This is a genomic window from Couchioplanes caeruleus, from assembly GCF_003751945.1.
Taxonomy (GTDB): domain Bacteria; phylum Actinomycetota; class Actinomycetes; order Mycobacteriales; family Micromonosporaceae; genus Actinoplanes; species Actinoplanes caeruleus.
In genome coordinates this window covers 5,175,791-5,200,073 of sequence record NZ_RJKL01000001.1, presented here as the reverse complement: position 1 = coordinate 5,200,073, position 24,283 = coordinate 5,175,791, and the positions used below count along the sequence as shown (strand labels likewise).

Below are 24,283 nucleotides of genomic sequence, written 5' to 3'. Positions count from 1 at the left end.
GGAGGTCGTCATCGTCACCGCAGCCCGCCAGCTCGGCACCCCCAGCGCGCAGTCGATGCAGTTCGCCGAGGCGTACGCCGCCGAGGACATCGTGCTCCAGACCGCCCGGAACCTCGCCCTCGAGGTCGGGCTCTCGTCCGTGACCCCCGGCGCGGGCTCCGTGCTCGCCCTGCTCGCCGCGGCGGGCAACGCCAAGGCCGTGGTCGAGATCGGCACCGGTACGGGCGTCAGCGGTGTCTGGCTGCTCCGCGGCATGCGCCCGGACGGCGTGCTGACCACGATCGACGTCGAGAACGAGCACCAGCGGATCGCCCGGCGCATCTTCCAGGAGGCGGGCTTCGCACCTTCCCGTACCCGGATCATCACCGGCCGTGCGCTCGACGTCCTGCCCCGGCTGGCCGACGGCGTCTATGACCTGGTCTTCGTCGACTCCGACGCGACCGAGTTCGGCGCGTGCGCGGAGGCGGCCCTGCGGCTGCTGCGCCCCGGCGGCATCTTGATCGTGAACGGCGCGCTGGCGGGCGGCCGGATCAGCGACCCGGCGGCCCGCGACGCGGACACCATCACCATCCGGGAGACGGTCAAGGCGATCCGGGAGGCCGAGCACTGGATCCCGGCCCTCATCCCGGCCGGCGCCGGCCTCCTCACCGCCGTCAAACTGTGACATGGCCTCACTGCGCTCGGCGGGGATTGCGCCCCTGAGGAGCGGGCGCAATCCGACTCTGGTTGCGGTCAGTTCTCGCTGAGATAGCGCAGGAGGGTGCGGGTGCCCCAGCCGGTGGCGCCCTTGGTCAGGTCCGCGTCGTTCGCGTCGGACCAGGCCGGCGCGGACATGTCGAGGTGCGCCCAGTGGTCGACCCGATCGCCGAGGAACTCGCTCAGGAACAGCGCCGCGACCACCGAGCCCGCGCCCTGCGACGGCGAGCTGTGCCGGTCGGCGATGTCGCTGCGCAGGTAGTCGGTGTATTCCGCGGGCAGCGGGAGGCGCCACATCCGCTCGCCCGCGGCTTGGCCGGCCGCCTCGAGGTCCGCGGCGAGGGAGTCGTCGCGGCTGTAAAGGGCGGCGGTGCGCTTACCGAGGGCGACCGCGTTGGCGCCGGTCAGCGTGGCCAGGTCGATGACGACGTCGGGGTGCAGCTTCGCGACCGCGTACGCCAGGACGTCGGCCAGCACCAGCCGGCCCTCGGCGTCGGAGTTCGTGGTCTCGGTCGTGGTGCCGTCCCACTGTGTGATCACGTCGCCCGGCCGGTACGCGGAGCCGCTGATCGCGTTCTCCGCCAGCGGCGCGAGCGCGGTGATGCGTACCGGAAGGCCCAGGTCCGCCGCGCCCAGCGTGGCGGCGACGACCGCCGCCGCGCCGCCCATGTCCTTCTTCATCAGCTTCATGCCCTCGCGCGGCTTGATCGAGATGCCGCCCGTGTCGAAGGTGATGCCCTTGCCGACCAGCACCACGTGCCGCGTCGCGCCCTCCGGCCGCCAGGCGATCTCGAGCAGGCGCGGCGGGCTGGCCGAGCCTCCGCCGACGGCGAGCAGCCCGCCGAAGCCCTCGGCCCGCAACCGGTCCGGCTCGCGCACGGTGACCTCGAGCCCCGGCCGGGACGCGGCCTCGGCCACGAGCTGGTCGGCGAACCAGGCCGGGTTCTTCACCGACGGCGGCATATTCGTCAGGTCGCGTGCCAGCCACGTCGCGGCGGCGGTCACGCGGGCGGTTTCGAGGCTTTCCGCGTACGTGTCGGGGCTGTCGGTCTGCAGCGTGACCCCGGCGGACCGGGCGCCGTCGACGGCCTCGCGGAACCGGTAGGCGGCGAGCCACAGGCCTTCGGCGAGGCCGCGCACCGCGGTCGGTGAAACGCCGGCGGGCAGCACGACGTGCAGCGGTTCTCCGGCCGGGACCGCACGGACCGCGGCCGCGCCGGCCGACCGCCAGCCGGCCTCGTCGCCGGCGCCGACCCCGACGATCACGACCTTGGCAGGGGTACGCAGCGGGCGCGGCAGCACCAGCACGGCACCGGCCCGCCCGCGCTCGTCGGAGCCACGGTGCAGTTCCGCGATCTCATCGTCGCCACCTGCGAGAACGGCGGACTCGTCCGCCACGACTACCTGCGTGCCGGCCTGCGCCGCGTCCACCAGGCGAATCCCGAACACTGGAGGATGACCCTTCCCGTCAGACATGGAAAGCCCGCCGGTACGGCGGTACCGTACCGGCGGGCCACGTGAAACGTCAGCCGGCGATCGCCTTCAGCGCGTCACCCAGCGCGTTGGCCTCGTCCGGAGTCATCTCAACGACGAGACGGCCACCACCCTCCAGCGGGACGCGCATCACGATGCCGCGCCCTTCCTTGGTGACCTCCAGCGGACCATCGCCCGTCCGCGGCTTCATCGCCGCCATCTTGTCTCCCCTCAGACCTACATCAGGGTCGGTGGGTTGCCCCACAGCCACTTGCTTCTCGAACAGCTCGGCAACGATGCCCCGTGCTCAGCCCCACGACGCGCCGTACCTCGTCTCCGACCGCCGGAGTCGCCCCCGCTGGACCGACCCGAGACCGCAGCGCTGCGGGCCCGCCACGCGTGTCACGCGGCGTGGCCCACCGTGCCGATCAAACATTTTCCCTGATGAACACCGGCGATCCCAAACCCAACCCGGGCTGATGTGACAGCGTCTAGCATATCCTCTTTCGGGCTGTCACAATGTGCGGTCATGCAGGCGCGGTCGGCACTCTTCGACCTCTACGGCGACTATCTCCGCCCGAGAGGCGGCCGCGCGCCGGTCGCCGCCCTCGTCAAACTGCTCGCACCGCTGGGCATCGCGCCGCCGGCCGTGCGCACCGCGGTCTCCCGCATGGTCCGCCAGGGCTGGCTGCACCCGCTGCGCCTGGTGTCCGGACCAGGGTATCTGCTGACGCCGAAGGCCGCCCGCAGGCTCGACGAGGCGTCCGCCCGGATCTACCGCACCGGCCGGACGAGCTGGGACGGACGCTTCGATCTGGTCCTGCTCGGCGCCTCGGCGCCGCGCCGCGAGGCACAACGGCTCACCTTCCTCGGGTACGGGATGCTGGACGAGCGCGCCTGGGTGGCACCGCGGGCGGCGGAGGAGGTCGACACGGTGCTGCTCGAGGCCGGCCTGGAGTACGAGCGGTTCAGCGCCAGTCACGCCGCGGGCTCACCGGGCGCCGCGGAGGTGGTGGGGCGGGCCTGGAATCTCGCGGAGATCGGGCGGGCCTACGAGGAGTTCATCGAGACCCAGCGGCCGGTGGTGACCGCGGTCAACGCCCGCAGCTCGGACGAGGAGGCCTATGCGGCGCGTTTCCAGCTCGTGCACGCCTGGCGCTCGTTCCTGTTCCGGGATCCGCAGCTCCCCTCGTCGCTGCTCCCGTCCCGCTGGCCCGGCCTGAGCGCCGCGAACTTCTTCGACAGGCACGCGGCCCGGCTGCGCCCTGCCGCCGACCGCTTCGTGGAACGAAGCCTCGCATCGGTGTCCCGTGGAGGACGTGTGGGATTCTCTGAACCATGACCGACTCGCTGCTCGTCGACCGCACGGATGCGGTCGTCACCCTGACCCTCAACCGCCCCGACGCCATGAACGCCTTCGACGTCGGCCTCAAGGAGGCGCTGCGCGACACGCTCACGCAGCTCGAGGTCGACAAATCGGTCCGGGCGGTGGTGCTGGCGGGCGCGGGCAACGCCTTCTGCGTCGGGCAGGACCTGCGCGAACACGCCGAAGTCCTGGCGAGCGGATCGACCGAACTGGACACGGTGCGCGCCCACTACAACCCGATCGCCCAGCGCCTGGCGAGCCTGCCCAAGCCGGTGATCGCCGCCGTGCGGGGCACGGCGGCCGGCGCGGGCGCGTCGCTGGCGCTTCTCGCCGACTTCCGCATCGGCGGCCCGAAGACGACGTTCCTGATGGCGTTCGCCAACGTCGGCCTGGCCGGCGACTCCGGCATCTCCTGGTCCCTGCCGCACATCGTCGGCCGCGCCCGGGCGCTCGAGCTGCTGCTGCTGGCCCAGCCGGTACGGGCACAGCAGTGTCACGAGTACGGTCTGCTCACCCAGCTCGTGGAGGACGACGAGCAGGTGCTGCCCGCGGCGCAGGAGTTCGCCGCCCGGCTGGCCGCCGGTCCGACGGTCGCGTACGCGGCCATCAAGCGTGAGCTGTCGATCGGCACGGCGGGGTCGCTGTCCGACGCGCTCGCGGCGGAGGCCCAGGCGCAGGCGATCTGCGGAGCGACCAGTGACCACAAGAACGCCGTCTCGTCCTTCGTCGCGAAGCAGAAGCCGGTCTTCGAGGGGCGCTGAGACGACGCGGGCCACCGTGCCGGGCCCCCGACGGGGTCGGGTCCGGCGCTCGTCCGCTGGCCCGGCCGAATCGGGTCCGGCGCTCGTCCGCTGGCCCGGCCGAGTCGGGTTCGCGATAGTTCGCGGCTCAGCGGGCGGAGTTCGCAGCTCAGCGGGTGGAGTTCGGGGCCCGGCCGGAGCGGGCCGAGTTTGCGGCCCGGCCCGGCGGGCCGGGCTCGGGTCCGGCATGGCTGCGAGCCCGTTCGTCCAGTTCCGGGCACTGTGGCCCGGGTTACCCGGTCATCCGTCTACCGGCTTTGTTACAGACTGATTTCGCGCCTGCACGCCTCCGGAGAGCGATTTTTTCGTCACACCCCCTGCCTGACGGTATGAGTGTTTCGAGATGGTCGAATTCATGCGTCTAAATGTTTGACTCTCCGCAACACTTTCGTTGGGGAGGCCGGGATGGTCAGGTTGCGCAGGATTCTGGGCGGGGTGGCAGTTGCGCTCACCGTGGCGACGATGGGCACCGTGTGGACGGGGTCGCCGGCGTCGGCGGCCGACGACGGTCCGCAGCGGGTGGTCGGCGGCACCCAGGCCACCCAGGGCGAGTTCCCGTTCATGGTGCGACTCTCGATGGGCTGCGGCGGCTCGCTGTACAGCCCGACGCTGGTGCTGACCGCGGCGCACTGCGTCAGCCGTACGGGCAACAACACGTCGATCACCGCGACGCTCGGCGTGGTCGACCTCAACTCGTCCAGCAAGATCACCCGTAAGTCCAACTACGTCTACCGCGCGCCGGGCTACAACGGCAGCGGCAAGGACTGGGCGCTGATCCGCCTGTCGAGCCCCATCACGACCCTGAAGACGCTACCGATCGCCCAGTCGAGCACCTACGACACCGGCACGTTCACCATCGCCGGCTGGGGCGCGGCCCGCGAGGGTGGGTCCCAGCAGCGCTACATGCTGAAGGCGACCGTGCCGTTCGTCAACGACACGACCTGCAACTCCAGCAGCATGTACGACGGTGACATCATCCCCGCGGAAGAGATCTGCGCCGGCTACACCGAGGGCGGCGTCGACACCTGCCAGGGCGACTCGGGCGGACCGATGTTCCGCCGCGACGCGAACAACGCCTGGATCCAGGTCGGCATCGTGAGCTGGGGCGAGGGCTGCGCCCGCCCGAACAAGCCGGGCGTGTACACCCAGGTCAGCTACTTCGCGCCGGCGATCGCCTCGGCGGCGGCCAGCCTCGGCGGCTGACCCGCAAGGCAGTCGAACAGACCGGAATCACGCGAGCCCCGGAGCAGTCGCCGCTCCGGGGCTCGCCCCGTTCCACAAGATTCAGGGCCCGCCACCGTCTCCGGGCGGTGCATCCCGAGATTGAGGCGGTTAGTCGTCCTCGTCCTCTTCGGGATCGAGGTTCGCCTCCTCGCCGAGCACGAAGGCCTGCATGGCCAGCTCGTCGCCGGACGGCGAGACGAAGGTGGGCAGCTCGGACGGACCGAGCTCCAGTACGTACGACCAGAACTGCCGGACCGCCTCCGCCGGACCGGACGCCTCGATCGGCAGGTCCAGGCTGACCAGCCACGTCTGCCTGTCCCGGTCACCGGCGAGACGATCGGCAAGGCGCTGGAACACCTCGGCGTCGACCTCGGCGACGGCCTCGTCGAGCTTGAGTCCCTCGGCCGGCACGGGGTCGTCGAACGAACGCCGCGTGTAGGCCACCTCGACCTCCGGCACCCCATGTGCGCCGCGCCGACCCGACTCCTGCCCCGCCACGACCCCGCGCGCGACGACGGCGGGATTCTGCTCACCCGCCACGAGCAACACGTCGTCCCCGGCGGCGGGTCGCACGCCGGCCGACCCCGCCACCGTCAGGGTGTCGTGATGGAACAACCGCTCGGTCGCCCATCGTTCCGCCGGAATGGTCACCACCCATTGAGCCATGAGCACTATGACACCACGGCCGCCCCGAACCCCGGCGATTGCCTCCGCCCCATCACCACGGCCGCGTCAGAACTGCCGGGCGCCTCAAAACTGCCGGCGCCTCAAGGACTACCCGAGCGCGGACCACCGAGCGCCTCACCACCACCGAGCGCGCCTCACGGACCTCCGAGCGCCTCACAAACCACCGGACGCTCCAGGACTACAAGGCGCTTCAGGGACCGCTGACGGGCCTCACGGACCAGCAGGAGCCTCACACACCACCACGAGCCTCACGGACCATCAGGAGCTTCACGGACCACCACGAGCAGCTTCACGGACCACCAGGAGCCTCACGGACCACCGGGAGGCACGCAGCAGCCCGTTACGTGGTCGTCGACCATGCCGGTGGCCTGCATGAGGGCGTAGGCCGTCGTCGGTCCCACGAACTTGAAGCCACGCTTCTTCAGGTCCTTGGCCATCGCCGTGGACTCCGGGGTCAGCGCCGGCACGTGTGCGCGTGTCGGCGGGCGGGGCCCCGGGGGCGGCGCGTAAGACCAGAGCAGGTCGGACAGGCCTGTGGACAAGTTGGCGGCCACCTTGGCGTTGTGCAGGGCCGCGTCCACCTTCATGCGGTTGCGGACGATGCCGGTATCGCCCATCAGGCGTTCGGCGTCCTCGGCGGTGAAGGCGGCCACCGCCTCGATCGCGAATCCGGCGAACGCCCGCCGGAACGCCGGCCGCTTGCGCAGGATGGTGATCCAGGAGAGGCCTGACTGGAACGCCTCCAGGCACATGCGCTCGAAGAGAGCGTCATCGCCTCGGACCGGCCGTCCCCACTCGGTGTCGTGGTATGCCATGTAGTCCGCGGCGCTGGCACCCCAGAAACACCGAGCTCGACCGTCCGCCCCCACGACCAAGCCGTCAGCCAGCCCGCCACCAGCCGGCCCGTTGTCAGCCAGCCCGCCACCAGCCGGCCCGTTGTCAGCCGGCCCGCCGCCAGCCGGCCCGTTGTCAGCCGGCCCGCCCTGGGGCGGGGTCGCTACCGAGGCGCCGCGCGCGGCGATGTCATCCGTCATGGCGACCACCGTAGGGATACCCACCGACAGAAACTCAGGGCAGCTTGCCCTCTTCCACCAGGCGGCCGAACTTCTTGAGCGCGCCCTTGAAGCCCATTTTCGATCCCGGCCACAGCACGGGCCACGCGAGCTTGCCGGCCGCGCCGCTGGGCAGGTGGAACCACTCGTGCATGACCACCTGCGTGCGGTCACCGCCCATCGCCGTGCACCGCATCGAGCCCGGCCCGCGCAGAACCTTGCCGCAATGGACGACCCGCAGCTCGTAGGGCGCGTCGACCCGGACCACCCGCATCTCGTCGCGGACCACCGCCGGGCCCAGGGCTGTGACCGCCTCGATGAGGCTGCCCTCGCCGCCGTCGCCCTCGACCACCCGGACCTTGGTGAACGGGATCCAGTCGCTCTGCCGCTCCCAGTCGAGGAAGGCGGCGAACACCCGGGGGGCGGGCGCGCGCACGATGACGGTCGCGGTGACCTCCCCGGTTCCGGGTTTCGCGGCGTCGCCGAGGCCGCCGACCGGCCCGGTCTCACTCATCGGCGCTCCGCCGGCTCTTCGTTCCCGGCCGGCTCCGCCGGAGCCGGCCCGGCCGAACCCGACGACCCCGTCGACGCAGCCCCGCTCTTCCCGCCCGGAGCCGGGCCTGAAGACGAAGCCGACCCCGGCCCCGAGCCGGCCGCCGGCCCCGAGCCAGCCGCCGGCCTGGAGGCGGAGGCGGAATCGGAGGCGGAGGCGGAGGCGGAGGCGGAATCGGAATCGGAGGCGGAATCGGAATCGGAGGCGGAATCAGCGCCGGAGGAGGAAGCGGCGCCGGAGGCCGGGTCCGAAGCGGGGGCCTCACTCGAGGACGAGGTCGATGCCGAGCCAGAAGCGGAAGACGAAGCCGCACCTGAAGCGGCAGGCGAGGCCGGGCCGGAAGCCGATGAATCCGCTGGCGAAACGGCGGAAGCAGGCTCAGCACCCTCCGCGGCCGGATCATCGGGAACCGGGTCCGGCGGCGGCGGTGGCGCCACGGCCGCCTCCCGGGCGCGCTTCAGCACGTCGGCGTCCGCCGTCCGCCCCTCGCGCAGCGCGGTGACCTCCGCCTCCAGGACCCCGATCAGCTCACTCTTGTAACCGATGTCGTAGGCCGCGCGCTGCAGCGCCTGATCGACCTGCGACATCCGGTAGCCGCGGAACGCGGTGTCGAAGCGGGTCCGGACCATGTCCTCCTCGGCCAACGGCCGGTCACTCGGCAGGGGCAGCGCGCGCCCGTCCGGCTCCACCGGCGTCAACCCGGAGTCTCCGCCGCTCACCATCACGGTCACGCCGAAGACGATGGCCGCCACCACGAGCGCGACGACCACGAAGAGCAGAAGCTGACCCATGGGCACGATCGTGGCACGAGCGCTACGGCGTGGCGAGCTCGCCACCCCGCCTGTGGACAAACCTCGGAACCCGTAACCCTGCCTGGTGGGCGGGCGGAGTGCCCGCCACCCCGCCCGGTGGACAAGCTTTCCGGTCCGCAACCCTGCCTGTGGACAACGCCGGCCTGTCACCCCGTCTGTGGACAAACCTCGACGATCAGGTCCAGGTGAGTATCTTCTTACGCCATGCGTACACGATTCCGAGGGCGAGAACCCCTACGAATATGCCCATCTCAGCCACGGTCACCGCACCGAACCCCGGACGGTCGAAGACGACCGCCCATGGGAAGAGGAAGACCGCCTCCACGGCGAAGAGCACATACAGGTACGCGTACACGTAATAGCGAATCTGTGCCTGTGCCCAGTCGGTGCCGACCGGGTCGATGCCACTCTCGTACGCGATGCGCTTGCCCGCCGGCTCCGCAGGATTTGCCGGACGGAGCAACTTGTTCGCCCCGAAGGCACCGACGAAGACGAGGACGCCGGCGGCCAGCACCAGGCCCAGCGTGGCGTACGAACCCAGATACCCGTCCACGGGCGCAGCGTAGCGAACCATCACAGGAACTGGGGTGGCTCAGGCAAGCCTTGCCTGGCTACTGTGGTCGTCGGTCTGTGATCGGACAGCAACCCTTACCGACGGCGGTAAGGGGCGCCGACGTAGGCTGGAAGTGACGAATGCGGGCCGGCTCATTGACGTGCGTACCCGCCGGCCGGCTCCCTCAGGAGGTTGGAACGTGGCCGCTCCCGCGAAGCGTGTCGAGCAGCTAGACCGCGTGGTCATCCGGTTCGCCGGCGACTCCGGTGACGGTATGCAGCTCACCGGCGATCGGTTCACGTCGGAGACCGCTCAACTCGGCAACGACATCTCGACGTTACCCAACTTCCCGGCTGAGATCCGGGCACCCGCAGGCACCCTGCCGGGCGTGTCGAGCTTCCAGGTGCACTTCGCCGACTACGACATCCTCACGCCCGGCGACGCGCCGAACGTGCTGGTCGCGATGAACCCGGCCGCGCTCAAGGCCAACCTCGCCGACCTGCCGGCCGGCGCGGACATCATCGTGAACACCGACGAGTTCTCCAAGCGCAACCTGGCCAAGGTCGGGTATGCGGTGAGTCCGCTCGAGGACGGCTCGCTGGACGAGTGGTCGGTGCACCCGGTGGCCCTGACATCGATGACGGTGGCGGCGCTCGCGGACTCCGGCGTACCGAAGAAAGACGCCGAGCGCGCCAAGAACATGTTCGCTCTGGGCCTGCTGAGCTGGATGTATTCTCGGCCTCATCAGTCGACGCTGCGGTTCCTGGAGCGCAAGTTCGCCAAGCGGCCCGAGCTGGTGGCGGCCAACAAGGCCGCCTTCCAGGCGGGGTGGAACTTCGGCGAGACCACCGAGACCTTCTCGGTCCGGTACGAGGTCAAGCCCGCGAAGATGGCCGCCGGCACCTACCGCAACATCACCGGCAACGCCGCGCTCGCCCTCGGTCTCGTGGCGGCCGGTGTACGCGCGAAGCTGCCGGTGTTCCTGGGCGCGTACCCGATCACCCCGGCCTCGGACATCCTGCACGAGCTGAGCAAGCACAAGCGGTTCGGCATCACCACCATGCAGGCAGAGGACGAGATCGCCGCGATCGGCGCCGCTCTCGGTGCCTCGTACGGTGGCGCGCTCGGCGTGACCACCACCTCCGGCCCGGGCGTGGCGCTCAAGGGAGAGACGATCTCCCTGGCCGTCGCGCTGGAGCTGCCGCTGGTCATCGTCGACGTGCAGCGCGCGGGCCCGTCGACGGGCATGCCGACCAAGACCGAGCAGGCCGACCTCAACATGGCGCTGTACGGCCGCCACGGCGAGGCCCCGCTGGCCGTCATCGCGCCGAAGTCACCCTCGGACTGCTTCCACGCGGCGATCGAGGCGGCCCGGATCGCGCTGACCTACCGCACGCCGGTGATCCTGCTCTCGGACAACTACGTGGCGAACGGCTCGGAGCCGTGGCTGCTGCCGGAGGTTTCCGAGCTGCCGGATCTGCGCGTCGAGTTCGCCACCGCGCCGAACGGCGAGGACGGGCGCTTCCTGCCGTACCTGCGCGATCCGCACACCATGGCCCGCCCGTGGGCGGTGCCCGGCACGCCGGGCCTGGAGCACCGGATCGGCGGCCTGGAGAAGGCCGACAAGACCGGTGACATCTCCTACGACCCGGCCAATCACGAGTTCATGGTCCGCACCCGAGCGGCGCGGATCGAGGCTATCCCCGTGCCCGACATCGACGTCGAGGACCCGGACGAGAACGCACGCGTGCTCGTGCTGGGCTGGGGTTCGACGTACGGACCGATCGGAGCCGCCTGCCGGGCCCTGCGCCAGCGCGGCCTGCCGATCGCCCAGGCGCACCTGCGGCACCTGGCGCCGTTGCCGGCGAATCTCGGCGAGGTGCTGAAGGCGTACGACAAGGTGATCGTCCCGGAGATGAACCTGGGCCAGCTTGCCCATGTGATCCGGGCCCGCTACCTGGTCGACGCCGTTCCCTTCAACCAGGTCAGCGGCCTGCCGTTCACGGCCGCCACGCTGGAGAACATGCTCGAGGACGTGGTCAAGAATGGCTAGCCCGACGATCCCCCTGAAGCTGACGGCCAAGGACTTCAAGTCCGACCAGGAGGTCCGCTGGTGCCCGGGCTGCGGTGACTACGCGATCCTCGCGGCCGTGCAGGGCTTCATGCCCGAGCTCGGCATCCCGCGGGAGAACATCGTCTTCGTCTCCGGCATCGGATGCTCGTCGCGCTTCCCGTACTACATGAACACGTACGGGATGCACTCGATCCACGGCCGCGCCCCGGCGATCGCCTCGGGCCTGTCGGCCTCGCGCCCCGACCTGTCGGTGTGGGTGGTGACCGGCGACGGCGACGCGCTCTCGATCGGCGGCAACCACCTGATCCACGCGCTGCGGCGCAACGTCAACCTGAAGATCCTGCTCTTCAACAACCGGATCTACGGGCTGACCAAGGGCCAGTACAGCCCGACCTCGGAGCTCGGCAAGATCACGAAGTCGACGCCGGCGGGCTCGGCGGACTCGCCGTTCAACCCGCTGTCGTTGGCGCTGGGCGCGGAGGCGACCTTCGTGGCCCGCACCATCGACTCGGACCGCAAGCACCTGCAGTCGGTGCTGCGCGCGGCGGCCGAGCACGAGGGTTCGGCCTTCGTGGAGATCTACCAGAACTGCAACATCTTCAACGACGGCGCCTTCGAGCTGATCAAGGACCCGTCCACCCGGGACGACCACCTCATCCGCCTCGAACAGGGTCAGCCGATCACCTTCGGTCCGGAGGGCCGCTTCTCGGTCGTGCACCCCGAAGGCAGCTTCGGCCTGCAGGTGCAGGAGGGCGGCACGCCGATCGTGCACGATGCGACCGTCGACGACCCGGCGTACGCGTTCGCTCTGACCCGGCTGTCCGGATCGGACCTCGGCACGACCCCGATCGGGGTGTTCCGCAACGTCCGGCGTCCGTCCTACGACGAGCTCATCCAGAAGCAGTTGCAGGACGCGCAGGCTCAGACGACGGGTACGCCCGAGGAGATGCTCGGCGACCTGCTCAATGCCGGGGACACCTGGACGATCATGTAACCGCCGGCGGCGCTCAGTGCACCGCGACGCTGTTGTTCTCGTCGCGGATGTAGATGAGCATGTCGCCGGTCTCGATGGTCTCCGCGTGCTCGCCACCAAGCGCGACCACCTTGCCGCGCCGGATCAGGGCCACCACGAGCGTGTGCAGCTCGCGCGGGTTCCGGCCGACCTCGGCGCGTTCGGCCGACCGCATGGCCAGCGCCATGCCCTGACCGGGCGTGAGGAGATCCTCGACCACGTCGATCAGCGGCGGCGTCGTGGTGGTGAGCCCGAGCAGGCGGCCGGCGGTCGAGGACGAGACGATGACGTGGTGGGCGCCGCTCTGCTTGAGCAGCGCGGCGTTCTCCTGTTCGCGGACGGCGGCGATGATGCGCACCTGGCCGGCGGTGAGCTGCCGTACGGTCAATGAGATCAGGACCGACGCCTCGTCGCTGTCGGTGGCGATGATGACCGACTTGCAGTTCTTGACGTCGGCTTGCAGCAGCACGGCCGAGCGGGTGGCGTTGCCCTCGATGGCGACCAGCCCGTTGGCCGCTGCCTGCCGCAGGGCGACCTCGCGGCTCTCCACCACGACGATCCGCGACTTGTCGTAGCCGGTCTCGAGCAGGGCGCTGATCGCCGCGCGGCCCTTGGTGCCGTAGCCGCAGACGATGATGTGGTCCTTCAACTTTCGCCTCCACCGGCTCACCCGCAGGCTGTTGCGGTACTGATCGGTCAGCACCTCAAGGGTCGTGCCGACCAGAATGATCAGGAAGAGCACCCGCGCCGGGGTGATGAACAGGATGTTGATCAGACGCGCGTCCGGCGTGACCGGGGTGATGTCGCCGTAGCCGGTGGTCGACAGCGACACGACCGCGTAATAGAAGCAGTCGAGCATCGTCAGACCGTCCTCGTTGACGTCCCGGTAACCGTCCCGGTCCGCGTAGATCACGAAGGCGGCGAGCAGCACGAGGACGACCGCGGCCACCATCCGGACGGCGAGGGCACGCAGCGGTCCCTGCCGGACCAGCGGTAGATGGATCACGGGACGTCCGCCTGCACGTTCACACCATAGCGGCCTGAAACCACCGTCCTTTCCAGGACGTGGCAGCCGGGCCGGGCTTTCTGTCCCGCGCGGACCGCGGCGGCGCCAGACGCTCGGCTCCGGCCCGACTTTCCGACGTCGGGCGCTCAGCTCAGCGTCTGGGCGAAGCGGGCCGAGCCGTGTTCGAGGTCCGGGTGCTCGACGGCCAGCGCGGCCGCGACGGCCCGGGTGAACCCCATCTCGGCGCCGTCCGCATAGGCCGCGTCGAAGGTCGCGTCGCCTAGCCGACGCCGCAGGACGGCCTGCTGGGCGGACCAGAACCCGCCGAACTGCGCGGCCCGCCGCGCCCCCCGCACCGACTCCGCACCGCCGAACAGCACCGCCCCGGTGATCGGATCGTCGCCCTGCACGCAACGCACCGCGATGGCCGCCACGGCGTCGGCGGCTGCGCCCCGGAACCCGTGCCGCAGCCGGGACCGCAGGGCGACCACGAGATGGTCGTGCGCGGCGACCAGGTCGCCGCGGCGAAGCGCGACCATCCCGAGAAGCCAGTCGACGGTACGGCGGCCACGTTCGTCCGGGCGTCCCGCCTCGATGAGCCGCGCCCCGCCGAGCAGCTCGGCCGCCTCGTCCAGGGCGTCGCGGTGCCAGAGCAGCTCCGCCAGCGCGACGATCGCGGACAGGGCCGCGGCCGGCACGCCATTTCGCTCCGCGCGAGCGATGACCTCCCGGCAGATCTCCTCCGCCTCCCCGTTGCGCCCGGCCTCGATCAACGACACCCGGTGCCCGGCCAGCGCGCGAACGAGCAGAGACGGATCGCCGGCCCGCCGCGCGATCGCCTCGGCCCGTCCCAGGAACCGCGTCCGCTCGTCCCGATCGGCCGACAACCCCGCGTGCACCAGATAGGCGGATGCCATGTCGGCGGGCGGGACGCGTACGGACTCAAGGCTGCCGTAGAGCCGGTACAGCAGTTCCCGGCCTTCCCGGTCACCGCCGTGCTCCCGCCACCACGGGTCGAGGGCGCCGGCCAACCGCAGCCCGGCACGCGGATCGCCGTCGGAGACGGACCAACGCAGGGCCGACTCCCACTCCTTCACGTACGGGGAGAGCTCGGTGAGCGACACGGTCCGCGGCTGGCCATCGGTGTCGACGGCGACCCCGTCCAGGGTGTGCAGCGACCAGGCGACGTGCCGGTCCCGCGCCTGCCGCTCCTCCCCCGCGGCGGCGAGCCGGCGCGCGGCGTACGCCTTGACCTGCTCGGACATCCGGTATCGCGGCCCGGGCACGACCTCGACGAGCGACCGATCGGCAAGCTCGGAGAGCGCGCCGAAGGCGTCGTCGCCGGACCACTCGACGGTGGCCAGCTCGACCGGCCCGGCGAAGACGGCGAGGCGGCGCAGGAGAGCGGCGGCCGCCGGGCTGAGGCCGCGATAGGACCAGTCGAGATTGCGGGTCAGGCTGCTGTGCCGGTCCCTGGCGTCGACCACCGTGAAGCCGGCGGCGACCAGGCCGAGCCCGCCGGAGAACCCACCGGCGAACATGTCGGCGAAGCCGCGGGTGGCGAGTGTCGTGCGGCCCCCCGCTTCGAGACCGACGGCCTCCCGCCCGAAGCCACCGCCGACGGCGGCTCCGTCACCGGGGCCTCCGCCGCACCACGCATCGCCCCCCAAGACCCGGCTGCCCGGAGCTGCACCGCCCATACCTCCGTTGGCCGCTCCGCCCACGCCCCCGATGGCCAGGAGGTGACTGGCCAGGACCTGGTTGGCCAGGGCTACCTCGACCAAGGCCTGCGCGGCCGGGACTCTCCCGTCGGAGACTTCGCGGCCGGGGTCGAGGGCGGCGACCGGGTCGTCGAGGCGGGCGGCGAGCTGGTCGGCGGAGACGAGGCGGAGCCGGTCGGCGGCGAGTTCGACGGCCAGCGGATGACCGTCCAGCTTCGACGCCACCCGCCCGAGATCGGCGGCCTCACCGTCCGCGACGGGCCGCCCGCCACGTGCCGCGACCACCCGATCCGCGAGCAGGGCGTAGGCATCGCCCGGCGCCATCGGCGGCAGCCGCCAGACCAGCTCGCCCGGCAACCCCAGCGGCGCCCGCGACGTCGCGAGCACGTCCAGCCGCGGGCACACGGTCAGCAACCGCCGGACGAAATGCTTGGCCTCGCCGGGAAGGGCGTCGCACGTGTCGAGGAGCAGCAGCATGCGACCGTGCCGGCAACGGTCGACAATCGATTCCAGGATCGGTCGGCCCGGCTCGGTGCGCACCCCCATCGCGGCGGCCAGCGCCGTCTCGGGCCGCCCCTCGGCAAGATCGGCAACCCAGATCCCTTCCGGGTACGACGGCAGCACCTGCTCCGCGACCGCGAGGGCGATCCGCGTCTTGCCGCATCCGCCGGAGCCGGCCACCGTGACGATCCGATGGCTGCCGACCAGTTCCCGCAGCTCGGCGGCCTCGCTCTGCCTGCCGACGAAGGGCGTCACGGGGGCGGGAAGGTTGTGCGAGGGTGCCTCCGCGGTGCGCGGCGGCGGAAAGGAGTGTTCCAGCCCGGGAACGACGATCTGGAAGAGCCGCTCCGCGTCGTCGAAGCCACGAAGCCGGTGCAGCCCGAGGTCGATCAGGTCGAGCCCCGCCAGGGTCTCGCCCAGATCAGGCCGTACGTCGTCGGCGTCGGCGTCGGCGTCTTCGGTCGTGGCGAGAGCGGTGGCCCCGGAGCACAGAATCTGGCCACCGTGGGCAGCGGCGGCCACCCGGGCGGCCCGGTGCACTTCCGTGCTCGTGTACTCGCCGCCGACCGGCGTGGCCCATCCCGTGTGGAGTCCCATGCGGACCCGAGGTGCGGCCTCCTGGCTCGGCCACGGATGTGCGGCGAGTGCGCGCTGTGACGCGACGCACGCCGCCACGGCGGCCGCGGCGTCGCCGAAAGCAACGAAGAAGGAATCACCCTCTGTAAATAGCTCGATGCCCGAGTGATTACGCAACGCACGGCGAACCAACTCACGGTGAGCGTTCAATACACTGCGATACGTCTCGCCGAGCATGCGGGCCAACCGCGTCGAGCCTTCGATGTCGGTGAACACGAAGGTCACCAGCCCACTCGGCAGCTCGGCCCGTCCCGACACGGTAAGAACCTCCGCCCCCTTGGGAAGTCGCGATCCATGCTGCCGCACCGCGATCACTCGGCACATCGTAGAAACGGTCGGTAACCGTCCACCCGCCACGGACGACCCCGGAAGGACGACCCCCGGAGGAGTCATTGACGCCTTCGCGCGGCACTACGGGTGACGTAACGACGCGGTTCATGTTCGGGTCACGCGGTGAATGGTCATTTCCACCGAGCCGAACGGACGTACCCGCAAGAGTCACCCTGTGCGATAAGCAGTGCGACTCCATCAAGTAAGCGCCCGACCACCAGCCGACACCCCTCATCGGACGGTCGCCCGTCGCCGCAGCTCATGGACATCCCAGCCACCGGCGCCGCACCTCGCCGGAGCCTGTCGCATCCGCGCGCCACTCTCCGGCCACGGTCAACGCCGGCGTGGATGCGGACGCGAACGTGTCGCCCGCGCGCCCCCTAGCCGCCATCGACTCTCCCGTGAGCTAACGGATCCGCCCCGCCCACGGTGGCGGCCATTTCCACCCCGATACCGATGGCGGCGGACCTTGGGCTGCGAGACCCTCGTCGCCGTCGAACTGGATGCACACCTCGGTCGCCACGCGCCCGGCTGATCGCCCGGCCCGGGAGCTGATCCACCGCCACGCCCCCGGGCACGGCCGAGCCGGGGCCGTGGCGGCACCGCGCAAGGCGGCCACGGTCGTCTCCGGGTTGCGGTGCCCACGCCGATCGTCATCCCCAGGCGATCAACAGCCACACCCTCCGCCGCAGCACCCGCCGGCACCGGCCCCGCTGGGCGGCATCGAGAGCGTCGCGCCACCTCGGCCGGTGAAGGCGACCGTGGAGAGAAGCTTCACGGTGTCCGTATGACCCTGAGGGCAGGTCGCCGGGGCCGAGGCCTCGGCCATCGGACGGTTCAGTTCGAACGTGTCACCGCACGCGCGGCATCGAAAGTCGTATCGCGGCATCCGCACAGGGTAGGGGCAGGACGGCCCGGTTCGCTGCATCGCAGGTGCGTGGTTGTGGCACGTGCCATCGGCCCGGGCACATGGGTCCGACGGTGGCCCACGCCCGGTAATCTCTTGCGGGTGGTAGACGGGCAAGAGACACCTTCGAAGCGTCCGGCGGCACCGCACCTCGGTGACCCACTCGGCGGCTCGGGTGCGGCGCCCGAGGAGGCTGCTGCGGCCGTCGGGACAAAGCCATCCGGATCGGCCACGCCGGCGGAGGAGAAGACGCCCTCCCGGGCGGAGAAGCCCGACCAGGCCGAGAAGTCCATCCGAACGGAAAACACCGGCCGAGTCGACAAGCCCACCAAGACGGAGGCGGGCCCGGCCGACGACTTGAAGGACAAGGACGCCGAAGGGTCGGCGAAAGAAGAGGCCGGGAAGCAGGGCAAGGACAAGACCGGCCCGAGGCCGGCCGAGGAAAAGACCGGCAAGAAGGAAGCAGACCAGGGCGACAAGCCCTCCGCTGCGGCAGGCGACAAGGAGCCGGCAGGCGACAAGGCGGCGCCGGCCGACAGCAAGACGCAGCCGGCCGACGGCGAGGCGGAGTCGGCCGACGGCGAGGCGGAGTCGGCGACCCGTACGAAGGCTGCCGACTCGGACGGCTTGCCGGCGCCGTCGCCGACCGCCGTCGCACTCGCTTCTCGCACTCGCGCCGGCCGTGCCCTCCGCAAGGCCAGTCCCGCTCGCATGGCCCGCAGCACCTTCGACTGGGCCCGGCGCCCCTCCGGCCGGGTCATCCTGCCGGCGATCGTCGCCGTGCTGCTGCTCGGCGCCGCCGGGACGGCCGGGGCCTACCTCGTACCCCAGGCCCTCGAGGCGAAGCCGGCGCCCAGCGCGACGCCCGCGTTCGGCGTCGAATCCGGGGCGCCGGTGGCGCCGCTGCCGAACGTCAGCCTGCCGCCGACCCTGCCCGGCACAAGTTCCGCGCCGGCGGTGGGAGGCGGCTTGCCCGCGGCACCCGTCGGCGTTCCCGGAAACCGGCCCGCCGATGTGCTGTCCGGCTGGGCGCAACAGGCCGGCACCCGCGTCGGCATCCCCGTGGTCGCCGTCCAGGCATACGGGTACGCGGAACTGGTCGTCGCCAGAACGGCCCCGAGCTGCCATCTGAGCTGGACGACGATCGCCGCCATCGCGAAGGTCGAGTCGGCGCACGGCAGCGCGAACGGCGCGGTGCTCGGCGTGGACGGTTCCGTGTCGCCGGCGATCTTCGGGTTGCCGCTCGACGGCAAGGGCGGCCGTCAGCTCATCCGCGACACCGATCAGGGCGTGCTCGACAAGGACACTCAGTACGACCGGGCGATGGGACCGCTGCAGTTCATCCCCACGACCTGGAACGAGATCTCGGTCGGCAACGCGGTGGACGCCGACAACAACGGGGTGTCGGATCCGAACGACATTGATGACGCGTCCCTCGCCGCGGCCGTCTACCTGTGCAAGGGTGGCCGGGACCTGTCCAAGGCGGACGCCTGGTGGGACGCCATCCTCACCTACAACGCCGTCCGCCCGTATGCGCAGAAGGTCTTCGACGCGGCCAACGAGTACGGCGTGCGCAGCCGGACCTGAGCAACAACCCACAGTGACGGGCCGCATACATTTGTGGACCCAAGGCTTCCCTGAAGGTCGAGATACCGGCAAGCTGTACGCGTGAGGGTGCGTGAGTGGGATCCCCGGTCCGCGTCGGACGCGGAGATCCGGTCGCTCGTGGAGACGCTGAACCACGTGCTGGCCGCGGACGTCCCGAACGATCCACCATGGCAGGACGTGCAGGTCAGAGAGTATTTCGCCGAGACGATGCCGGGTGAGCGCCGGATTAGCTGGGTCGTCGAGGACGATCGGCTTCCCGACGGCGAGAGCACGGTGTTCGGCCACGTCACCCTGCTGCTGCTCGGCGACATCGGCGTGCTCGAAGTGGCCGTTCACCCCAAGCTGCGCCGTCGCGGCCTGGGTCAGCAGCTCGTCGCCGTCGCCGCCCGGCGGGCCTACCTGGAGGGTTTCTCGTCGCTGGGCGTCGAGGCGATCGGCGACACCCCCGCCATCGCGTTCTACGAGTCCCTCGGCTTCGAGCGGGAGTATGTGGAGACCCGCAGCGTGCTGACGCTGTCCAGCGTGGATTGGAGCGCCCTCGGCACGATGGCGAACGGCATCAGCGCGGGCTACCGGGTCGAGTACCACCCGGGCGGTCCGCCGGAGGTGCTGCTGGAGGCCTACGCGCAGGCGAAGCTCGTGGGCCAGGACGGCGACGACAACGACCTGGACCTGCGGCCGAGCTCGTCCGATCCGCAGCGGCTGCGGGACAGCCTCGACACGCTGCACCGGCGCGGCCTCAAGCCGTACATCGTGCTGGCCATCCACGAGGCGAGCGGCGCGGTCGCCGGCCTCACCGAGGTCGTCGTCCCGGCGCAGCATCCCGAGCGCGCCGATCAGTACGACACCATCGTCGTGCGGGAGCATCGCGGCTACGGGATCGACCGGGCGATCAAAGCCCGGATGCTATTCGAACTGCGCCAGGCGGAGCCCGGCCTGCGCGAGGTGCAGACGTGGAATGCGCAACATAACGAATCGATGCTCAAGGTTAACGCCGAATTAGGGTTCCAATCCGACCGAGACTGGTATGAATACGGCGCCGACGTTGCGCAACTGGTACAGAGGCTGGAACCCACCGATTGACCTGGGGCTTTAGGGTCGGCGTACCCCTTATTCAGCTCCGCTGTGGAGGCTTTGTGCGCACCACCCGAATATTGAACATACTTGCCATTTCCGCATTGACGGCAGCCCTTCTGCCCGGAGTCGCGCACGCGGCCGACGAGCCGCTGTCCGTTGGTGCGGTGCAGGGCAACACCGAATCCGCGCCGCGAACCCACCGATCGCCGCTGGCGAATACGTCGGGTAACGGCGCAAGCACCGCCCAGTACGAGGTGCGTGGCGTCGTCACGCAGCGCACGCTCGCGCGGACGGCCGCCGGCGCGGACCAGCACGGCTTCTTCCTGCAGAGCCGCAAGGGCACCGAGGACGGCAACCCGGCGAGCTCGGACGGCATCTTCGTCTTCATGGGCACCTTCACCTCGTTGATCGGCGGCTACGTGCCCACCGTGGGCGACGAGATCGTGATCAAGGCCAAGGTCGTCGAGTACTTCTCGATGACCCAGCTCTCCAGCGCCTCGCTGGTCACCAAGCTCGCCTCGGATGTGCCGATGAACGAGGTCCAGATCGACGAGGCGGCCCCGCCGGCCAACGCGGCCGAGGCCGACCTGTTCTGGGAGCGTCACGAGGGCATGCAACTGCGGGTGCCCACCGGTGCCGGCGTCGTGTCGGGACGCAACGTGTTCAGCGGCACCGCCGACTCGGAGATCTGGGTCGTGGACGCCGACGACGCGCTGCTCGACCGCGCCGACCCGTACGCACGGCGGCTCTTCCGCGACTCGCACCCGCTGGACGACGACCCGGCGCGCTTCGACAACGGCAACGGCAACCGCATCCTGATCGGCCCGATGGGTGTGAAGGCGGCCGCCGCCGACAACAGCGCCCTGCTCCCTGCCGCGAAGACCTTCGACACGCTGTCCACCGACGCGGTCGGTGGCGTCTCCTACGGCTTCAACAAGTACAGCGTCCAGCCCGCCGCGGCGGCCTTCACGGCGGGCGCCGACCCGTCGAAGAACAACCCGCCGAAGCCCGCGAAGCGCAGCACCGAGTTCGCCGTGTCGACGTACAACGTGGAGAACCTCTACGACTTCCGCGACGACCCGTTCGACGGCTGTGACTTCACCGGCAACTCCGGATGTCCCGGCGTGCGGCCGCCGTTCGACTACGTGCCGGCGAGTGAGGCGGAGTACACCGGGAAGCTCGGCAACCTCGCCGACCAGATCGTGAACAGCCTGCACTCCCCGGATGTCATCCTCGCCCAAGAGGCCGAGGACCAGGACATCTGCACGATCTCGGGTGACGCGCTGAGCTGCGGCTCCACCGACAACGCCGACGGCCAGCCGGACACGCTGCAGGACCTGGCGCTGACGGTCAAGAAGGCCGGCGGCCCTGCCTACGCGGCCGCCTACGACCGCACCGGCGCCGACGCCCGCGGCATCACGGCGGCCTTCCTCTACCGCACGGACCGGCTGTCGCTGGCCACGGCGGCGGCCGACCACCCGATCCTGGGCTCGGCCCCGCAGGTCGAATACCGTGGCGCCGCGCTGGCGGGCAACGCCGACGTCTCCAACCCGAAGGCGCTGAACGCGGTGCTGCCGGCCGACGTCGACCGCTCCACCGGCGTCGACGGCTCCAACGTCTACACCCGGGCGCCGCAGGTCGCGCTCTTCGACGTGAAGGTCGCCCCCGGCGCCACGGACCACTTCCGGCTCTGGGCGATCAGCAACCACTTCAGCTCCGGCCCGGACGGCCGCGTGGGCCAGCGCCGGGAGCAGGCCGCCTACGGTGCCGCGATCGCCACCGCGATCGAGAAGAGCGACGAGCACGCCCGCATCGCCCTCGGCGGTGACCTGAACGTGTTCCCCCGGCCCGACGAGCCGACCCCGGCGAAGCCCGCCGACCAGCTCGGCCCGCTCTACGACGCCGGTCTGCACAGCCTGTGGGACAACCTGGTGGCGGACGCCCCGGCCTCGGCCTACTCCTACGTCTTCGACGGACAGGCGCAGACGCTGGACCACCTCTTCGTCAACGACGCGCTGCACGGCGACCTGATCGAGATGCGCGCCGCGCACATCAACGCGGACTGGGCGGCCGATGACGAGGCCAACGGCTCGAAGGGCTCGAGCGACCACGACCCGCAGGTCGCCCGCTTCCAGTCGAAGGCGGCTCTGACGCTGGCCGACGCGAGCGTGGCCGAGGGCAACAGCGGCACCACGGCGCTGGCCTTCCCGGTCAAGCTGTCGCGCCCGCTGAGCCAGCCGCTCACCGTCTGCGCCACGGCGGTGCCGGGCACGGCGTGGCCGATCATCGACTTCGACCCCTACCTGGGTTGCAAGACGATCGCCGCGGGCGCGAGCGGCGTCAAGTTCACGGTGAAGGTTCGCGGCGACCGCATCAAGGAAGCCAACGAGGCCTTCACGCTCGTGTTCGCGGGCCTGGGCGACGTGCGGCAGGCCGACCTGTCGGCCACGGGCACGATCAAGAACGACGACTGATCGGCACGGTTCCTCGCTGCCGGGTCCGCGTTGCGCGGGCCCGGCAGTTCCCTTTTCCGGTACGGCTGAGAGCACGCGGCCAGAGTGCCGAAAACCGCCGACGGGCGGGCGGCCCCTGTGGATAAGCACGCATTGTGGATAACCCGATTCGGACCCGGAAGCCGGGGTAGGTTCGCCGCATGACAGACGAACCGATCGAAGTCGAGGAGCCCGGCGAGAAGTCGGGCGAGCGGGAGAACAAGGGCTCGGCGGATCAGCCGTGGGAGCCGGGCGAGCAGCGCTACAGCGACCGACCGGAGCAGGGCGGGGAAGCACCCGGCCCGGTCAATGTCGAGCCACCGGACTGATCAGCGGCCGCGCCGACGCCCAAGCAGTCGAGGCCGGGCACGTCCGGGCGGACCGGGCGAGCCGGGGCCGGGGCCGGGCCAGGACGGCCAGGACCGGCGCCGACGGGCCGGGCTCGAGTCGCGGCCAGGGCCAGGCCAGGGCTAAGGCGCCACGGCTGCGGCCAGGGCTGAGGCGCCAGGGCTGAGGCGCCAGGGCTGAGGCGCCAGGGCTGAGGCGGGGCCGGGGCGGAGAAGGCGCTCAGTACCGGTCGCGGAGGAGCTGGGCGGCTTCGGTCGCCCAGTAGGTCAGGATGATCTGGGCGCCCGCACGCTTGATCGACGTCAGGGTCTCCAGCATCACGCCCTGCCGGTCGAGCCAGCCGTTGGCCGCGGCGGCCTCCACCATCGCGTACTCGCCGGAGACCTGGTAGGCGGCGACCGGGACGTCCACCCGCTCCCGGACCGCGGCCACCACGTCGAGGTAGGGCAGGGCCGGCTTCACCATGACCATGTCCGCCCCCTCGGCCACGTCCAGGTCCACCTCACGCAGCGCCTCGCGGATGTTGCCGGGGCTCTGCTGGTAGGTGCGGCGGTCGCCCTGCAACGTCGATTCCACGGCCTCGCGGAACGGGCCGTAGAAGGCGCCGGCGTACTTTGCCGCGTACGCGAGGACCGCGACGTCGGAGTGCCCGGCCTGGTCGAGGGCTCGGCGGATGACGCCGACCTGGCCGTCCATCATTCCGGACGGGCCGACGACGTGAGCTCCGGCCTCGGCCTGGGCGACGCCCATCCGGGCGTAGAGGGCGAGCGTCGCGTCGTTGTCCACCGTGCCGTCGGCGGCGAGCACGCCGCAGTGACCGTGGGAGGTGAACTCGTCCAGGCACAGGTCGCCCATGACGACCGTCGAGTCGCCTACCTCGGCGATGACGTCCCGGATCGCGACGTTGAGGATGCCGTCAGGGTCGATACCGCCGGAGCCGGTCTCGTCCTTGTGCTCGCTCGTGGGTACGCCGAAGAGCATGAGACCGCCGACGCCCGCGCGGACCGCCTCGTGGGCGGCCTTGCGCAGCGACTCCCGGGAGTGCTGCACCACGCCCGGCAGCGACGAGATCGGCCGCGGGTCGGTCAGCCCTTCCTTGACGAACAGGGGCAGCACCAGTTCGGCGGGCGCCACCCTGGTCTCCTCGACCAACCGGCGCATGGCGGCCGAGCGCCGCAGCCTACGCGGGCGGATGTCGGGGTACGCCATGCTCACTCCCTGAGCCGGGCCGGCCCCCACCGGGCCGGCGAACGAGAACCAGGCGAACGGTAACCCACAGCGATCCGGTACGGCCGCCCGAAGGCACCCGGCCCGAAAGGCGATCCAGCCCGGCCGCACAAGGCACCCGGCCCGGA

At 70.9% G+C, this 24,283-nt stretch carries 19 protein-coding genes and 2 pseudogenes; 10 read left to right on the top strand and 11 right to left on the bottom strand.

The annotated features are described in order from the left end of the window. Positions 1 to 55 precede the first annotated feature (55 nt). Complete coding sequence (locus EDD30_RS23205) at positions 56 to 664, top strand: O-methyltransferase (protein ID WP_071803209.1); 609 nt, start codon at positions 56 to 58, stop codon at positions 662 to 664. Positions 665 to 732: 68 nt separating this feature from the next. On the opposite strand, the gene EDD30_RS23200 is transcribed toward EDD30_RS23205, so the two are convergent. Further along, complete coding sequence (locus tag EDD30_RS23200; RefSeq protein WP_084556107.1) at positions 733 to 2,172, bottom strand: leucyl aminopeptidase family protein; 1,440 nt, start codon at positions 2,170 to 2,172, stop codon at positions 733 to 735. A 49-nt stretch (positions 2,173 to 2,221) separates the two neighbouring features. Next, complete coding sequence (locus tag EDD30_RS23195; RefSeq protein WP_015625691.1) at positions 2,222 to 2,389, bottom strand: DUF3117 domain-containing protein; 168 nt, start codon at positions 2,387 to 2,389, stop codon at positions 2,222 to 2,224. A gap of 309 nt (positions 2,390 to 2,698) precedes the next feature. On the opposite strand from EDD30_RS23195, the gene EDD30_RS23190 reads away from it, so the two are divergent. The 3 genes from EDD30_RS23190 to EDD30_RS23180 all read left to right on the top strand — a co-directional run bounded on the left by EDD30_RS23190 (position 2,699) and on the right by EDD30_RS23180 (position 5,538). Then, positions 2,699 to 3,511: a PaaX family transcriptional regulator gene (locus EDD30_RS23190; RefSeq protein WP_071808020.1), complete on the top strand. Its 813-nt coding sequence runs from the start codon at positions 2,699 to 2,701 to the stop codon at positions 3,509 to 3,511. Next, positions 3,508 to 4,296, top strand: coding sequence for an enoyl-CoA hydratase-related protein (locus tag EDD30_RS23185; protein WP_071808019.1), 789 nt, complete (start codon positions 3,508 to 3,510; stop codon positions 4,294 to 4,296). Before EDD30_RS23190 ends, EDD30_RS23185 begins: the two co-directional genes overlap by 4 nt. A 444-nt stretch (positions 4,297 to 4,740) precedes the next feature. Further along, positions 4,741 to 5,538 carry a S1 family peptidase gene (locus EDD30_RS23180; protein ID WP_084556966.1) on the top strand — a complete coding sequence of 266 codons (798 nt, stop codon included), beginning with the start codon at positions 4,741 to 4,743 and terminating at the stop codon, positions 5,536 to 5,538. A 129-nt stretch (positions 5,539 to 5,667) separates the two neighbouring features. On the opposite strand, the gene EDD30_RS23175 is transcribed toward EDD30_RS23180, so the two are convergent. From EDD30_RS23175 to ndhC, 5 genes and pseudogenes are all read right to left on the bottom strand, one after another. Next, positions 5,668 to 6,225, bottom strand: a complete 558-nt coding sequence (locus EDD30_RS23175; protein ID WP_071808018.1) for a hypothetical protein — start codon at positions 6,223 to 6,225, stop codon at positions 5,668 to 5,670. A gap of 329 nt (positions 6,226 to 6,554) precedes the next feature. Next, entirely contained in the window at positions 6,555 to 7,121 is a 567-nt protein-coding gene (locus EDD30_RS23170) for a DNA-3-methyladenine glycosylase I (RefSeq protein ID WP_425321281.1), read from the bottom strand. Positions 7,122 to 7,314: 193 nt separating this feature from the next. After that, positions 7,315 to 7,812, bottom strand: a complete 498-nt coding sequence (locus tag EDD30_RS23165; protein WP_071808039.1) for an SRPBCC family protein — start codon at positions 7,810 to 7,812, stop codon at positions 7,315 to 7,317. 469 nt (positions 7,813 to 8,281) lie between these two features. Further along, a pseudogene (locus EDD30_RS40850) lies at positions 8,282 to 8,642 on the bottom strand (DivIVA domain-containing protein); the annotation flags it as partial. A 196-nt stretch (positions 8,643 to 8,838) separates the two neighbouring features. Next, complete coding sequence (gene ndhC / locus EDD30_RS23155; protein ID WP_071805971.1) at positions 8,839 to 9,216, bottom strand: NADH-quinone oxidoreductase subunit A; 378 nt, start codon at positions 9,214 to 9,216, stop codon at positions 8,839 to 8,841. A 199-nt stretch (positions 9,217 to 9,415) separates the two neighbouring features. Between ndhC and EDD30_RS23150 the strand changes: the two genes are divergently transcribed. Next, on the top strand, positions 9,416 to 11,269 hold the full coding sequence (locus EDD30_RS23150; protein ID WP_071805972.1) for a 2-oxoacid:acceptor oxidoreductase subunit alpha: 1,854 nt from the start codon (positions 9,416 to 9,418) through the stop codon (positions 11,267 to 11,269). Continuing rightward, a complete protein-coding gene (locus tag EDD30_RS23145; protein ID WP_071805973.1) occupies positions 11,262 to 12,284 on the top strand; it encodes a 2-oxoacid:ferredoxin oxidoreductase subunit beta in 1,023 nt (340 codons plus the stop codon). The genes EDD30_RS23150 and EDD30_RS23145 overlap by 8 nt, the downstream gene beginning before the upstream one ends. A 13-nt stretch (positions 12,285 to 12,297) precedes the next feature. Here the strand turns inward: EDD30_RS23145 and EDD30_RS23140 are convergent, their stop codons facing one another. The 3 genes from EDD30_RS23140 to EDD30_RS23125 form a co-directional block, all read right to left on the bottom strand. Continuing rightward, positions 12,298 to 13,308 carry a potassium channel family protein gene (locus EDD30_RS23140; RefSeq protein WP_071805974.1) on the bottom strand — a complete coding sequence of 337 codons (1,011 nt, stop codon included), beginning with the start codon at positions 13,306 to 13,308 and terminating at the stop codon, positions 12,298 to 12,300. Positions 13,309 to 13,454: 146 nt separating this feature from the next. Then, positions 13,455 to 16,424 (bottom strand): winged helix-turn-helix domain-containing protein, encoded by a 2,970-nt coding sequence (locus EDD30_RS40845; RefSeq protein WP_244945638.1) that lies wholly within the window; start codon positions 16,422 to 16,424, stop codon positions 13,455 to 13,457. Positions 16,425 to 17,163: 739 nt separating this feature from the next. Then, positions 17,164 to 17,385: an FmdB family zinc ribbon protein gene (locus EDD30_RS23125; protein WP_071805979.1), complete on the bottom strand. Its 222-nt coding sequence runs from the start codon at positions 17,383 to 17,385 to the stop codon at positions 17,164 to 17,166. A 120-nt stretch (positions 17,386 to 17,505) separates the two neighbouring features. Here EDD30_RS23125 and EDD30_RS23120 point away from each other — a divergent pair, with 120 nt between their 5' ends. The 4 genes and pseudogenes from EDD30_RS23120 to EDD30_RS39300 all read left to right on the top strand — a co-directional run bounded on the left by EDD30_RS23120 (position 17,506) and on the right by EDD30_RS39300 (position 22,909). Then, the gene (locus tag EDD30_RS23120; RefSeq protein ID WP_084556439.1) at positions 17,506 to 18,990 is read left to right on the top strand and encodes a hypothetical protein; all 1,485 of its coding nucleotides are present in this window, start codon (positions 17,506 to 17,508) and stop codon (positions 18,988 to 18,990) included. Between the two features lie 81 nt (positions 18,991 to 19,071). Beyond that, positions 19,072 to 20,094 carry a GNAT family N-acetyltransferase gene (locus EDD30_RS23115; protein ID WP_071805975.1) on the top strand — a complete coding sequence of 341 codons (1,023 nt, stop codon included), beginning with the start codon at positions 19,072 to 19,074 and terminating at the stop codon, positions 20,092 to 20,094. Between the two features lie 131 nt (positions 20,095 to 20,225). Next, positions 20,226 to 22,562, top strand: a pseudogene (locus tag EDD30_RS23110) (lamin tail domain-containing protein); the annotation flags it as partial. 179 nt (positions 22,563 to 22,741) lie between these two features. After that, positions 22,742 to 22,909 (top strand): hypothetical protein, encoded by a 168-nt coding sequence (locus EDD30_RS39300; RefSeq protein ID WP_170047292.1) that lies wholly within the window; start codon positions 22,742 to 22,744, stop codon positions 22,907 to 22,909. A 238-nt stretch (positions 22,910 to 23,147) separates the two neighbouring features. Here EDD30_RS39300 and hemB read toward each other — a convergent pair whose 3' ends face one another. Beyond that, positions 23,148 to 24,137 carry a porphobilinogen synthase gene (gene hemB / locus EDD30_RS23105; protein WP_071805977.1) on the bottom strand — a complete coding sequence of 330 codons (990 nt, stop codon included), beginning with the start codon at positions 24,135 to 24,137 and terminating at the stop codon, positions 23,148 to 23,150. Positions 24,138 to 24,283 lie beyond the last annotated feature (146 nt).